Raw genomic sequence first — 13819 nt, forward strand, 5'->3', positions numbered from 1 at the left:
GAAGCGTGGGGAGGTGTCGCGTCTTACGCGACGGAGGGGTCATGAGCAGCGGGACCGAGGCTCATGACCCCTCCGTCGCCGAAGACGGCGACACCTCCCCAGCTTCGCCAGGGAGGGGAATGAGAAGGGCCATGAAGAGGGGATACCGATGAAACTCACAGGCAAGACCGCGCTGGTGACGGGCGCGCAGCAGGGCATCGGGGCGGCGATCGCCAGGGCGCTGGCCGCCGAGGGCGCCGATGTCGCCGTCACCTGGCTCGATGACCTGGCCGCCGCCGAGGCGGTGATCGGCTCGGTCGTGCAGGCCGGCCGGCGCGCCCACCTGATCAGGGCCGACGTCGCCAAGCTCGCCGACATCGAGGCCATGGTCGCCGAGACCATCGAGACGCTCGGCGTGCCCGACATCCTGGTCAACAATGCCGGCGTCTATCCCCGGGTGAAGTTCCTCGAGATGCGCGAGAGCGACTGGGACTACGTGCTCGACATCAACCTCAAGGCCGGCTGCTTTGCCGCCGTCGGCGTCGCCAAAGCACTGATCGCAGCCGGCAAGCCAGGCTCGATCATCAACCTCTCGTCCCAGGCGATGCGCGGCGCGGTGCGCGGCGTGCACTACAGCGCCAGCAAGGGCGGGGTCGTGTCGATGACCCGGGCGATGGCGCTCGAGCTCGCGCCGCACAACATCCGCGTCAACGCCATCGCGCCGGGCACGACCGATACCGCCCAGCCGCGCTACGGCAACACCGACGCCGAGCTGATCGAGATCGCTCGCGCCACGATCCCGCTGGGCGGCAAGCTGCTGACGCCCGACCAGATCGCGCGGTCCGCGGTCTACCTCGCCAGCGACGATTCCGACGCCGTCACCGGCCAGGTCCTGCACGTGAACGGCGGGTCGTATATGGCGTAGTAGCCCCTCCTCCCCAACGAAGTTGGGGAGGTGTCCGCGTAAGGCGTTTGGCCGCTCTGCGGCCAAAAGCCGATGCGGACGGAGGGGTCATGAGCCATGAGGCGAGGTTTTCATGAATCATCGCTCACGACTCATGACCCCGTCGCGTGTGACGCGACACCTCACCAGCTTCGCTGAGGAGGAGTCATTGAGGAGTCATGATGAGGCCCGCCCCAGCAGCTTCCTCGCCAGCCGCCGCCGCTTCGGTGCGTAGGCGAGGTCCATGAAGCCGCTGAGATAGAACTTCACCTGCTCGATCGGCCAGCTCGCCTCGACATTGGTGCGCTGGATCCAGATCGGCGAGGAGCCCGGGAGGACAGGAAAGAGATTGGTCATGAACACCCGGCGGTAGCCGGCGCGGCGGATCTCGTCGAAGGCGCCGGCGCCGTAGGACCATTCCTCGCCGCCGACCCAGCAGAAATCCTCGACCGGATGGCCGAGCTTGCCGGCGATGTCGCGGCCGGCGGCGGTGATCTCGTCGGCGAGTCGCTCGACCGTCAGGTCGTCGGCCAGGCGGACGTGCGTGCGCGTATGGCAGCCGACGCGATGGCCGCGCGCCTCGAGCGCGCGCGCCTCGGGCCAGGTCATGCGCGGCTCGGGCTCGTCCCTGGCGGCGGCAAAGGCGGCGTCCGCGGCGGCGCGATCGCTCGCGATCTCGGCCTCGGGCAGGAAGTAGCAGGCGCGAAAGCCGTGCTTCTCGAGCAAGGGGGCGGCGACATCGTGGTTGGAGCGGTAACCGTCGTCGAAGGTGATCAGGAGCTGCGGCCGGCTGCCCGAGAAGCGGCCGTCGAGGCAGGCATCGAGATCGCCCGGCTCCGCCGGATCGAAATGCTCGAGATAGAGGTCGAGCTGGCGCTCGAGCCCGGCGGCGTCGCGCTCAGGCGTGGCGTGATAGTTGAGCACCCGCAGGAAGTGCGGGCCCCACGCCAGCCGCTGCGCGGCCAGGCCGAGCGGAAAGCAGCCGACCCGCGCCGCCGTCGCAATGACCGCCTGCTTCAGATTCCTTCTCCTCCCCAGCTTCGCTGGGGAGGTGTCCGCGTAGTCGCGGACGGAGGGGTCATGAGTCACGAGACGAGACTCTGCATTCAGGATCATGACTCATGGCTCATGACCCCTCCGTCGCGTATGACGCGACACCTCCCCAGTGAAGCTGGGGAGGAGGATGACAAGAGCGCACCCACAAGGTCACGAGCCCTCAATGCAGCGCGTAGATCAGCGACGGCGGCTCGGCCGGGCCGCCGTCGGCGGCCTCGGCGGCCAGCGCCTCGGCGGCAGCCTTGAGCGCGGCGAGCAGCGCGGCGCACCGTTCGGGCGCCACGTCGGCCAGCACGCGCGCGACCTCGTCCAGCGGGTCGCCCGTGTCGGGCCGGCGCATCTCCTCGAGCGTGAGCCGCGGATGCGGCGCCGGCACGAGATACGTCGCGGCCGCGCGGTCGGGCTTCAGCGCCATGTGCGGATCGACCGGCGGCGTGCCGTCGTCCCGGGTCAGCGCCTCGAACAGCGCGTCGAGCAGCGCGTCGGGCGTGGCGTCGTCAGTCGAGGACAAATTCCTTCCTCCAGGCATCGCCTTCCTTGCTCTTGGGCTGCTTCACCTTCTCGAGCAGGCAATCCTCCAGCACCAGCAGGTCGATGTCGGTGCGCATGAAGCAGCGATAGGCGTCCTGCGGCGTGTTGACGATCGGCTCGCCGCGCACGTTGAACGAGGTGTTGACCAGCACCGGGCAACCGGTCTCGGCCTCGAAGGCGCGGAGGATGGCGTGGAATTCCGGCTGGTCGGCCGCGTTCACCGTCTGCACCCGCGCGCTGTAATCGACATGGGTGATGGCGGGCAGGGTCGAGCGCACCCTGTTGACCTCGGGGATCATGTCGGCGACGCCCTGGCGGAACGCCGCGAGATCGAACGGCTGGCGCAGATCCTCGCGCACCGGCGCCACCAGCAGCATGTAGGGGCTCTCGCCCGTCATCTCGAAGAAATCGGCGACGCGCTCGCTCAGCACCGCTGGCGCGAAGGGCCGGAACGATTCGCGGTACTTCACCTTGAGATTGACCTTGGACTGCATGTCGGCGCCGCGCGGATCGGCCAGGATCGAGCGCGCCCCGAGCGAGCGCGGGCCGAACTCCATGCGCCCGCTCACCAGGCCCACCACCTTGCCCGACGCCAGCGCTGCGGCGACGGCCTGCGCGCGCTCGCCGCGATCCGGGATGCGCGCGTAGGGATAGCCGGCCCGATCGAGGAAGGCGCGGACCTGGGCGCTGGAATATTGGGGCCCGAGGTAGCTGCCGTGCTGGCTGTCGCGTCCCGTCGCCGAGCGCTGGCGCTTCAGCCCGAGTCCCATGTGCGCGGCGTAGAGCGCCGCGCCCAGCGCGCCGCCGGCATCACCCGCCGCCGGCTGGATCCACAGTCCCTCGGTCACGCCCGAGCGCAGGATCTTGCCGTTGCCGACGCAGTTCAGCGCGACGCCGCCCGCCATGCAGAGATCGCGCTCGCCGGTGAGCGTCAACGCCGTGCGCGCGAGCTTCAGCATGATCTCCTCGGTGACGGCCTGGATCGAGGCCGCGATATCCATGTGGACCAGCGCGATCCGGCTTTCGGCCTCGCGCGGCGGCGCGCCGAACAGGGCGTGCATCTTCTCGCCCGCCATCGCCGCGCCATCCATGAAGGCGAAGTAGTCGAGGTCGAGAGCGAAGGAGCCGTCCTCCTTGATGTCGATCAGGTGCGTCTTGATGAGGTCGGCGAAGCGCGGCTCGCCGTAGGGCGCGAGCCCCATCAGCTTGTACTCGCCGGAGTTCACCCGGAAGCCGCAATACTGGGTGATGGCGCTGTAGAGCAGGCCGAGCGAATGCGGGTAACGGATCTCGCGCAAGAGCTCGACCGTGTTGTCCTTGCCGTGGCCGATGGTGAGGGTGGCGTGCTCGCCGACGCCGTCGATGGTGAGGAGGGCCGCACTGGCGAACGGCGAGGGATAGAACGCCGAGGCGGCGTGCGAGATGTGATGGTCGACGTAGGCGATCGGCCGGCGCGTGCCGAGCGCGCTCTCGATCAGGTCGCCGACCTTGAGCTTTTCGCCCAATACCGAACGCATCGCGGCCTTGAAGGGCGCGCGGCCGCGCGGCGCCACGGCGGCGAAGTTGCGCAGCACGCGATCGAGGGTCAGCCAGGGGTTGTCGTAGTAGGCGACCAGCGCGAGGTCGCCAGGCTCGATGAAGGCCTCGCCCAGGCAGTAGTTGACGGCGTTGGCGGGGAAGCGCCGGTCGTGCTTCTTCCGGGTAAAACGCTCCTCCTGGGCGGCCGCGACGATCTCGCCGCCCTTCACGATGGCGGCAGCCGAATCGTGGTAGAGGCCGGAAATCCCCAGGATGTACGGTTCGCTCACGGCGCCTTTCCTGCCTGTCCTCAGCCTGTCGACCGGCTCGCCGGCGACGCGCCGTCCAGCAAGGGCCGCAGGGTCTTGCTAAGCGACTGGGCTATCGCGCGATGGCCTGCCGGGGTCAAGTGCACGTCCTTCTTGAACCGAAAGCCGCGGCGGGTCTCGAGGTCGTAGCCATGCAGGTCGTCGAGCGGATCATGCAGGATGAAATTGCCCTCGGCCGCCAGCTCGCCGAAGCGCTGGCGGTAGGCGGTGGCGTCGGCGGTGCCCTCGATGTGCTGGTAGAGCGGCAGCGGCATCAGCACCACGGGCTGCGCGATGGCGGCGCGCCAGGCGAGCAGGATGGCGCGCATCAACCGCCACGCCGGGTCCTGCGGGCTGTCGTACTCGGGCGTCGGCTGGTAGCGCACCAGCTGCTGGACCACGCCCTGCAGGCCGACCGAGCGAACCAGCCGGCGCAGCGCCGGGAAGCGCCCGCCGCGGTCGACCGAGTCGGTGCTCTCGAGCTCGCGCGCCGTCACCGGCTCGCGCGGCACCGGATCGTGATGGCGCACCAGGCGCTCGGCCCCGTCCAAGAGCTCGAGCTCGAAATAGGGTTTGGGCAGGAACTCGACCCCGCCCTCGGCATCCTGCGAGGGACGGTAGGGGCTGACGATGCGCCGGATGTTCTCGACCAGCACGGCCAGCACGACGGCCCGGCAGGGCGCGCCGGCGGCGAGCTTGCCGTAGCAGATGTATTGCGCGTCGGTGCCGCTGCCGGGCAGGCCGAAATTGTGGGCCTGGAGCGGAGGGAGAAGCGTTTCCAGCACGTCGCTGTAGCGGCTGCCGTTGGAGACGCCGTCGCCCGCGGTGAAGGAATCGCCGAACACGAGGACGCGCGGCGCTGCATCGTCGCGCTCGAACTCGCGGTCGCTGCGGAACCCCTGGCCGTTGGTGCGCACCAGGTAGCCGCCGTCCGGGCTCGCCACACGGGTCTTGAGATGGGGCACGAAGCGATAGCCGATATCGGGATCGTATTCGAACAGGGTCGTCATCGTGCGCTGCTGCCTGCCGTCAGTGTGGCGGCTGCCGGGACGGCGGGCAAACGCGAGCTCGCCCGGGTCACCTGTCGACTGGGATCAGCGTACCGCCCGCCCAGAACCAGCGACCATTCGGGTTCGCAAGCCTGTCGATGAAGCTGGGCCCAAACGTGCTGCGCACCCACGTTTCGTTGTACCCGAGTGCCTGCAGGATCGTCGGAAACAACTGAAAGTGGCTGGCCTTATCGAACTTGACCATCGCTCCCTCGGCCAGCGCTCGTCGCCACGCGGGATCGCTGGTCAGCGTGAACAGCGGAACGATCGCTTCGCTTCTGTCCGCCGCACTCCCGGCGTTGCAGTGAGACATTCCGGTTGTCGACAGAGACTGCCCATGGTCCGAAGTGTAGAGAACGAGAGTCTTCTCCGGGATCCCCAGAGTCAGGATGGCCCGGAAGAAGCCATCGACAGACCAGCGGATGGCATTCTTGTAGTGGGTCGTCAACGTCGCCCGATCGGCCAGCGAGAAGACCAGCCCGGCTACCGGGAACGGTGTAAAGTCTGCAGGATACGCCCTGTCGTACGGAACGTGCACGCCGTACTTGTCGGCCAGGATGAACATGCGACCCGGCCGCCGCAGGAGGTCGATCAGGGTGGAAGCCACCGTCTCATCACGACCATAGGCAGGTGCACTGTCGACCACCACCCGAAGATCGATATAGCTCGCTTCGGTTGCGGTCATGCCGCTGTCATAGCGGTGAGCGGTTCCGTGGGCATCGATGTGCATGGTTTTGAAGCCTGCGTGCCGCGCGAATTGCAATATCGAGGTGCGCGCCCTGATGGACTTCCAGGAGCGCTGCAAATCGTTCGCGCGCGGTCCGAAGCGAAGGATCAGGCGCGCCTGGGTGGAGCAGTTCGCGCCCGAGCTCGCCAAGCCGAAGTTTTCGAGCTCGGCCGCCCTGGACAACAGGAACGGCGTGGTCCCGACTTCGGGATCGTTGAGCGAGATGTAGTCTCCGCGAATACTCTCGTCGACGATCAGGACGATCTTGTCGAAGGCGCTCCGAAGCGGGCCGTCGTAGCGGACCGGCTCGAGAGGCTGGTCGGCGCCCTCGACGATCGACTTGTAAGCGTTGGCATACGAGGAGACCGGGGAAGGGAAGGCCGTGGTATGGCCGTTCGTCCATATGAGAATCGCCCCGACCGCCACGAATGCCAGCGTCGTCACGGTGGCGGCCAGCCTGCCGGCCGAAGCGGGAGGCTTCCAGCAGTAGATCACGGCGGATATCGTCACCGCGACGACGCTGGGCAGGGTGGTGGCGGCGTAGGCGCCGAATGCGCCGCGGAACCCGACGTGCAGGTTGCCGATCATCGTGGCGGTGGTTTCGTAGTTGGGGAATTGGCCGGCAACGGCGTACAGGGCCAGGTCGTAGGCGATTCCGCCGAGGAGAAGCGCGCTCAGCAGGTATCGGATGATGGCGACGGTGAGAAAGGGGATGGCGAACACGGCCGCCACGACAATGACCTGCGCCAGGAGATAAGCGCCGAGCGCGATCTTGGACCGATCGAACAGAAGGGCGGCCTGGTCCACGACCGGTAGATACCAGCCGCTCGCCGCCGAAACGAGCCACCCTGGAAGAACGGACCATAACGGCGCTTGCGCAGGCCACAGCTCGGGCGCGGCTCTCTGGTGTCCGAGCACTCCCAGCGTTGCTGCGATCAGCAGTGCCGAGCATGCCAGCTTGGTGGCGACGATCGCGGTTGTCGTCTTCATGCCTGGACTGGCTCCGATTGCCGGCGATCGCCGTGGTGCCGGGAACGCGGGACGCCGCGATTTCCTGCCACGACGCGCATCCTCGCCACGGCATGGGCCGACAACGCATTGTCGAATACCCGATAGCGGCGCGTGGCACCTGGCAGAATGATTGGCAACGACTTCATCCCCACCGGCATCGCGCCCTCGCCTCCTCGGCAGCGTCGCCACGGGGACGTCGAGCGCTCGGCGATCCCGCTCTGGATCGCAGGGCAGCCCGGGTCGAACGCATCCTGTCCCAGCACTCCTCGATCCGAGCCTTCCTCGGTCCGAGCTCTACTTCGGCGCCAGCACCATGATCATCTGCCGGCCTTCCATGCGCGGCATCGACTCGATCTTGGTGAGCGGGTCCATCTCGCCGCGGACGCGGTTCAGCACCTGCAGGCCGAGCTCGGAGTGGACCATCTCGCGGCCGCGGAAGCGCAGGGTCACCTTGACCTTGTCGCCTTCCTCGATGAATCGCTTCATGGCGCGCATCTTCACTTCGTAATCGTGGTCGTCGATGTTCGGGCGCATCTTGATCTCTTTGACCTCGATGACCTTCTGGTGCTTACGCGCCTCGTGCGCCTTCTTCTGCGCTTCGTACTTGTACTTGCCGTAGTCGGAGATCTTGGCGACCGGCGGGGCGGCATTGGGCGAGATCTCGATCAGATCGAGACTGGCCTCCTCGGCCATTTCAATTGCCTCGCGGGTGCTGACGACACCGACCATCTCGCCGTTCTCGTCGATCAGTCGGACTTGCGGCGCCTTGATCTCGCCGTTGACGCGCGGACCCTCACGGGTGGGCGCGCTTTGCTGGGCAGGTCTTGCTATGGCGTCATTCTCCTACGTAAAAGCCCTGGGACAGGGCGGGATGTCGAGACCGCGACCGCCCTAGAAGGGCGGCCGGGCCTCTTCTGAAAGTTTAGTGACGGCAGCCCCGAGTTCAAGGACCTCTTGCTTTTCCGAGCCCAGGCGGCGGATCGCCGCCGTGCGGCCGTCCATGTCGCGTCGGCCGACCGCCAGGATCAGCGGCACGTGGGCCAGCGAGTGCTCGCGGACCTTGTAGTTGATCTTCTCGTTGCGCAGGTCCGTCTCGACTCGCAGGCCGGCGGCGCGCAGGGCGCCGGCGACCTCGTTGGCATAGCTGTCGGCGTCGTTGACGATCGTGGCCACAACCGCTTGCGTCGGCGTCATCCACAGCGGGAAGCGGCCGGCATAGTTCTCGATCAGGATGCCGATCATGCGCTCGAAGCTGCCGAAGATGGCGCGGTGCAGCATGACCGGCCGCTTGCGCGTTCCGTCCTCGGCGACATAGCTGGCGTCAAGCCGGTCGGGCAGCACGAAATCGACCTGCAGGGTGCCGCACTGCCAGTCGCGCCCGATCGCATCGCGCAACACGAATTCCAGCTTGGGACCGTAGAACGCCCCCTCGCCGGGATTGAGGATGAGGTCGAGGCCGGCCGCCTTCGAGGCCGACCTGAGAGCGCCCTCGGCCTGGTCCCACACCGCGTCGGAGCCGGCGCGCACCGGCGGCCGGTCGGAGAATTTCACGAAGTAGTCGGGGAAGCCCAGATCCTTGTAGATCGAGCCCAGCAGATTGCAGAAGCGGATCGTCTCGCTCTCGATCTGCTCCTCGCTGCAGAAGATGTGGGCGTCGTCCTGGGTGAAGTTGCGCACGCGCAGGATGCCGTGCAGCGCGCCCGACGGCTCGAAGCGATGACACGAGCCGAACTCGGCCAGCCGGAGCGGCAGCTCGCGGTAGCTGCGCAGACCCTGGTTGAAGATCTGGACATGGCACGGGCAGTTCATCGGCTTCAGCGCGAAGATGCGCAGGGCTGGATCGGCCATGTAGTCGCGCAGCCCTTCCTCGTTCTCGCTGAGATACATGTTCTCGCGGAACTTCTCCCAGTGGCCCGACTCTTCCCACAGCTTGCGATCGACCAGCTGCGGTGTCTTCACTTCCTGGTAGCCGCCGGCGTCGAGCCGGCGCCGGATGTAACTCTCGAGCGTGCGCCACAGCGTCCAGCCCTTGGGATGCCAGAACACCATGCCGGCCGCTTCCTCCTGCTGGTGGAAGAGGCCCATCTCCCGGCCGAGCCGGCGATGGTCGCGCTTCTCGGCTTCCTCGATGCGGTGCAGGTAGTCCTTCAGCTCCTTGTCGGAGAAGAAGATCGTGCCGTAGACGCGCTGCAGCTGGGCGTTGCTGGCGTCGCCGCGCCAGTAGGCGCCCGACACCTTGGTGAGCTTGAACGCCTTGCCGAGCTTGCCCGTCGAGGGCAGGTGCGGGCCGAGGCACATGTCGAGCCAGCTGCCCTGTCGGTAGACCGAGATCTCCTCGTCCGTCGGCAGCTCGTCGGCCCATTCGGCCTTGAAGCTCTCGCCGTGATTCTTGAAGTAGTCCTTTATCTTGGCGCGGTCCCAGACCTCGCGCTCGATCGGCAGGTTGCGGTCGACGATCTCGGCCATGCGCTGCTCGATCCTGGCGAAGTCCTCGGGCGAGAACGGCTGGTCGCGCACGAAGTCGTAGTAGAATCCGTCGTCCGTCGCCGGACCGAACGTGATCTGCGTGCCGGGGTAGAGCTCCTGGACGGCCTGCGCCAGCACGTGTGCCGCGTCGTGGCGCAGCAGCGTGAGCGCCTCGGGGTCGCGCGCCGTCACGATGCCGATCTTGGCGTCGCGATCGACGACATGGGAGAGGTCGACCATCTTGCCGTCGACCCTGAGCGCCAGCGCCGCCTTGGCGAGGCCGGGGCCGATCGAGGCTGCGATGTCGACGCCGTTGACCGGCTTGTCGAACGACCGGACGGAGCCGTCGGGCAGGGAAATATTGATCATGGCAATCACCACACGAGAAGAAGAATGCGAACACGGCGACACGACCGACAGACTCTGTCGGTCGAGCGAGGCCGGGAAGCGGCACGGGTGCGCGCGCCCGGCCGGATCAAGTTCGGTCGGTGGTGACGATAGGAGCGGTGTAGAACCAGCGTTCCATGGCCGTGGAGATAATTGCGGGCAGCCGCGGAGTCAAGTTTCGGCCTTCCTCCCCAAGCGTAGCTTGAGGAGTGGCGCTCTTTTCATTCTCCTCCCCAGCTTTGCCTAGCTTTGCTGGGGAGGTGCAGGCGTCTTCGCCGACGGCGAAACTCGGCCTGGTACGCCGCCAGGGAGTCGAGAAGGCCCCACTTCGCCAGGAACGCCGTCGTCCGCGGCCGCAGGAAATGAGTCGAGACCGTGTCGCTCGGAAAGGACGCGCGGCCGAGGGCCAGCACGCTGTGGCCGGCGCGTACCAGCAGCAGCGCCAGGGCGGCGCCGGCGCAGCGCATGCCGACGACGATGACGTCACAGGAAGCCATAGCCGACGTTGCTACGTCACCAGCCCGAGCGCCAGCAGGCTTTCGGCGGTGGCGACAACGGCGTCCTCGTTGGACCGCGGCGCCCAGCCCAGCAGGCGCCTGGCCTTGGCGCTGGTGCCGTTTTTTGCCTTGCCGAGCTCGGGCAGCACTTGGCGCACCGTCGGATCGGCGAGCCCAGCCAACCGCACCAGCCAGTCGGGCAGCTGCCAGGTCGGCACGCGGCGCGCCCGCGCACCCAGGCGACGTTTCAGAACCCGGGCAATCTCGCGCACCGACAGGAAGTTGCCGGCGGCGGCCAGGAAGCGCTCGCCCCGGGCGGCGGGATCGGTCATGGCGCGCAAGTGCAGGTCGGCGACGTCGCGCACGTCGACGAGGCCGAGCTGGATCCGCGGGCAGCCCGGCACCGTGCCGGCGAGCAGGCGCTGCACCAGCACGATCGAGGCCGCATAATCGGGTCCCAGCACCGGCCCGAACACGGCCACCGGATTGACGACGGCGAGCTCCAGCCCGCCGCCCTCGCGGGCCATGAAGTCCCACGCCGCGCGCTCGGCCAGCGTCTTTGACCTGACATAGGCGCTGAGGCCGGCCGCCGTGGCGTCCGTCCAGTTGGTCTCGTCGAACGGGGTGGCCTGTGGCGGATGGCCATAGCCGATCGCGGCATAGGACGAGGTCAGCACGACGCGGCGAACGCCGGCATTGCGCGCGGCCCGCAACACCCGGAGCGCCCCGTCGCGCGCCGGAACGATCAACTCATCCTCGTGGCGCGGAACCCCCACGGGAAAGGGCGACGCCACGTGCAGAACGTGGTCGCAGCCGGCAGCGGCTTGCGGCCAGCCGGCATCGGCCTGAAGGTCGGCGGCGACGAAGGCCAGGCGATCGCCCGCTTCGTCGGCGCCGCCCTGTTTCAGCATGGCCCGAACCGCGCTTTCACGCCCAGGAGTGCGCACGGTGGTGCGCACCTGATGGCCCGCGGCGAGGAGCTGGAGAATGCAATGGCTGGCGATGAAGCCCGATCCGCCGGTCACCAGGACGGTGCCCATCGCCGCTCTCCTTGGTCGATCGTGGACGATCATATCCGCTTTCGGCGCCCGTCTTTCTCGGACCGCCGGCGGTCGCAAAGAACATGGGAAGCGATTCTTCCTACCATGCGGCCCCGGCGACCTGCCGCGTGGTCACGTTCACGCGATTGTGGTCGTGGCGACCCGCAGCAGCAGGCCGCCAGCGCCCGTTCGTCATAGTGCTTCCAGCGCATGCCCTGAGAACTGCCGGATCGGCAGGATCGGAGCAGGTCCGACAGCAGGACCGCAATCAGGTTGCGAAGAAGTGCAGTCACGCGATCACGCTGCGCGCGCCGCCGATCCGCCCCTCGAGCTTGAGCGCCCGCAAGACGCCCTGGAAGCGCGGGTCGCCATGAAGCGCGCGAAAGCACGGGCTCTGGCCGGTGAAACCCAGGTAGGTCGTCCGGGCCTTGACGCAGTGCTCGAGGGCATCGAGGGCGCGCGACGGCTCGCCGGCCGCCATCCATTGCATCGCCGCGCCCTCCCAGCGGTTGGTGCGTTCGAGCAGGCCGATCCACACCTCCATTGCCGCACGCCAGCCCTGGCTCCTGGCCAGCGCCTCGACATGCTCGGCCAGTCCCTGGGCGACGCTGAGGCCGCGCAGCGTCGCCAGACGCTCGACCATCGCTTCGTCGCGCCGGCCGAGCTGGTCGAAGATCAGCATGCGGCCGTAGTGGCCGCGCGGCGATTCGGGCACGATGGCCAGGCTCTCGGCAACCACCTCGAGGGCCTGCTCCGCCTTGTCCGCCATCCAGTAGACGATGCCGAGATGCTGCAGCGTCTCGACGCTGCGCGGATCGAGACGCCGCGCCTGCTCCATGGTTTCGATCGCCTCGTCATGGCGGCCCATCACGCTCAGGAACTCGGCCGTCGCGGCGAGCGCTTCGACCGAGCTGCCGTTGAGGGCGACGGCGTGGGTCAGGTCGGCCTCGGCGCCGTCCCAGTCCCAGTCGTATTCCATCTTCACGCGGCCCAGCACGGCCCATGCTTCGGCCAACCCCTCGTCGATTGCGAGGGCGCGTTCAGCCGACCGGCGCGCCATCGGCATCGCTTCGTCGACCGGCAGAGGCCGCAGCAGGGCGGTCGACGACATGCGCAGGTAGGTCGACGCCAGACCGGCATGGGCCATGGCGTAGTTGGGATCGATGGCGACCGCCTGCTCGAACAGGCTGAGCGCCTTCAGCAGCGGCAAGCGCATGAAGGGCTTGAGATTGGCCCTGGCCTGGAGCTGCAGGAAATAAGCCTCCGACGTGCGCGGCCGGTAGCTGTGCAGGCGATGCTCGGCGGCCGGTACCTGGGGCAGGGTGCTCGCGGCCCAGGTCGCGATCGCATCCTGCAAGGCCGCGCTGTCGCCATGCGGCCGCTCGAAGCGCTCGCTCCATCGGGTCCGGCCGCTTTCCACGTCGATCAGACGCGCCGCGATCTCCAGCCGGTCTGCGCTGCGTTGCACCGTGCCGTCCAGCAGCACGCCGACCCCGAGTGCCCGGCAGGCTTCCACGGTGTCGCTGGCTCCGGTGAGATCCTGCATGGCGTCGATCGGCCAGACGGTGAGACCAGGTACGGCACCAAGCACCGTGCTGACGGCGTCCGCGATGCCGACGCCGATGTAGGTGTCCGCGTCGGCAGCGGTGCGGGTCGAGAAGGCCTTGACCGCAAGCGTCCTCATCTCGGGGGGGGGCGGCGCCCCCCCGACGACCGGCGACGGCTCGGCGGTCGCCTGCACACGCACGGGCACGGACAGGCGATATCCTTCGCGAGCGACAGTCTCGAGATAGCCGCCGGCGGGGCCAGGACCCAGCGACTTGCGCAGGGTCGAGACATGGACGGTCAGTGTGCGTTCTTCGACGACGATGTCCGGCCAGAGCTTGGCTCTCAGCGTCTCATGCGCCACCAGCCGGCCGCGCGCCTCGACCAGCAGCAGGAGAATCTGCCAAGCCTTGCCCGGAACGGCAATCCGTCTTCCGTCCCGCGTCAGCCAACGTTCGGCGGAATCGAGAACAAAGGGCCCAAACGCGTAAACCGCCATCCCTACGCTCCGCGTCGCCGCGTCAGTCTTGATCCTTTCTTGATGTGCCGGCACACGCCATGCCGCAGATCATGGGAGCCATCCTAGTGGGAAGGCAGGCCGGCGTCTGCACTGTCGTGCACGACATCCGGGACGGGTGCCGCGTGTGGGGGCGATCGAGCGGTCGGCGAGCCATGGGTAGGGGGCTCGCCGGCTGCCGACGCCAGCAGGCTCCTGGTTTGGCTGGTGCGCCAACCGGGCAACGGTCACAATTGGTCCTGTCT

The 13819-nt window shown here is 67.8% G+C and carries 11 protein-coding genes; 1 reads left to right on the plus strand and 10 read right to left on the minus strand.

The window, feature by feature from the left end; genetic code table 11:
* The first annotated feature begins 148 nt into the window (after positions 1–148).
* Complete coding sequence (locus tag ACILR9_RS20155; protein ID WP_395711750.1) at positions 149–904, plus strand: SDR family NAD(P)-dependent oxidoreductase; 756 nt, start codon at positions 149–151, stop codon at positions 902–904.
* Between the two features lie 195 nt (positions 905–1099).
* Here ACILR9_RS20155 and ACILR9_RS20160 read toward each other — a convergent pair whose 3' ends face one another.
* From ACILR9_RS20160 to ACILR9_RS20205, 10 genes are all read right to left on the minus strand, one after another.
* The gene (locus tag ACILR9_RS20160) at positions 1100–2011 is read right to left on the minus strand and encodes a polysaccharide deacetylase family protein (protein ID WP_395711751.1); all 912 of its coding nucleotides are present in this window, start codon (positions 2009–2011) and stop codon (positions 1100–1102) included.
* 127 nt (positions 2012–2138) lie between these two features.
* Complete coding sequence (locus tag ACILR9_RS20165) at positions 2139–2489, minus strand: hypothetical protein (RefSeq protein ID WP_395711752.1); 351 nt, start codon at positions 2487–2489, stop codon at positions 2139–2141.
* Positions 2476–4317 (minus strand): carbamoyltransferase, encoded by a 1842-nt coding sequence (locus ACILR9_RS20170; RefSeq protein WP_395711753.1) that lies wholly within the window; start codon positions 4315–4317, stop codon positions 2476–2478. The genes ACILR9_RS20165 and ACILR9_RS20170 overlap by 14 nt, the downstream gene beginning before the upstream one ends.
* A gap of 20 nt (positions 4318–4337) precedes the next feature.
* Entirely contained in the window at positions 4338–5345 is a 1008-nt protein-coding gene (locus ACILR9_RS20175) for an SGNH/GDSL hydrolase family protein (RefSeq protein ID WP_395711754.1), read from the minus strand.
* A 67-nt stretch (positions 5346–5412) separates the two neighbouring features.
* Positions 5413–7101: a sulfatase-like hydrolase/transferase gene (locus ACILR9_RS20180; protein ID WP_395711755.1), complete on the minus strand. Its 1689-nt coding sequence runs from the start codon at positions 7099–7101 to the stop codon at positions 5413–5415.
* Positions 7102–7416: 315 nt separating this feature from the next.
* Positions 7417–7953 (minus strand): translation initiation factor IF-3, encoded by a 537-nt coding sequence (infC, locus tag ACILR9_RS20185; RefSeq protein ID WP_395711804.1) that lies wholly within the window; start codon positions 7951–7953, stop codon positions 7417–7419.
* A gap of 60 nt (positions 7954–8013) precedes the next feature.
* Positions 8014–9957: a threonine--tRNA ligase gene (gene thrS / locus ACILR9_RS20190; protein WP_395711756.1), complete on the minus strand. Its 1944-nt coding sequence runs from the start codon at positions 9955–9957 to the stop codon at positions 8014–8016.
* 239 nt (positions 9958–10196) lie between these two features.
* The gene (locus tag ACILR9_RS20195; protein ID WP_395711757.1) at positions 10197–10472 is read right to left on the minus strand and encodes an FAD-dependent monooxygenase; all 276 of its coding nucleotides are present in this window, start codon (positions 10470–10472) and stop codon (positions 10197–10199) included.
* 11 nt (positions 10473–10483) lie between these two features.
* Positions 10484–11512 (minus strand): SDR family oxidoreductase, encoded by a 1029-nt coding sequence (locus ACILR9_RS20200; RefSeq protein WP_395711758.1) that lies wholly within the window; start codon positions 11510–11512, stop codon positions 10484–10486.
* A 289-nt stretch (positions 11513–11801) separates the two neighbouring features.
* Entirely contained in the window at positions 11802–13556 is a 1755-nt protein-coding gene (locus ACILR9_RS20205; protein ID WP_395711759.1) for a winged helix-turn-helix domain-containing tetratricopeptide repeat protein, read from the minus strand.
* Between the last annotated feature and the right edge of the window lie 263 nt (positions 13557–13819).

Source organism: Reyranella sp. (assembly GCF_044224635.1).
Lineage (GTDB): Bacteria > Pseudomonadota > Alphaproteobacteria > Reyranellales > Reyranellaceae > Reyranella.

What these genes read in the sequence shown, in the direction of transcription:
- ACILR9_RS20155 (WP_395711750.1), top strand. Translation starts at nt 149, where the DNA reads ATGAAACTCACAGGCAAGACCGCGCTGGTGACGGGCGCGCAGCAGGGC.
- ACILR9_RS20175 (WP_395711754.1), bottom strand. Translation starts at nt 5,345, where the DNA reads ATGACGACCCTGTTCGAATACGATCCCGATATCGGCTATCGCTTCGTG.
- ACILR9_RS20180 (WP_395711755.1), bottom strand. Translation starts at nt 7,101, where the DNA reads ATGAAGACGACAACCGCGATCGTCGCCACCAAGCTGGCATGCTCGGCA.
- thrS (WP_395711756.1), bottom strand. Translation starts at nt 9,957, where the DNA reads ATGATCAATATTTCCCTGCCCGACGGCTCCGTCCGGTCGTTCGACAAG.
- ACILR9_RS20195 (WP_395711757.1), bottom strand. Translation starts at nt 10,472, where the DNA reads ATGGCTTCCTGTGACGTCATCGTCGTCGGCATGCGCTGCGCCGGCGCC.
- ACILR9_RS20200 (WP_395711758.1), bottom strand. Translation starts at nt 11,512, where the DNA reads ATGGGCACCGTCCTGGTGACCGGCGGATCGGGCTTCATCGCCAGCCAT.
- ACILR9_RS20205 (WP_395711759.1), bottom strand. Translation starts at nt 13,556, where the DNA reads ATGGCGGTTTACGCGTTTGGGCCCTTTGTTCTCGATTCCGCCGAACGT.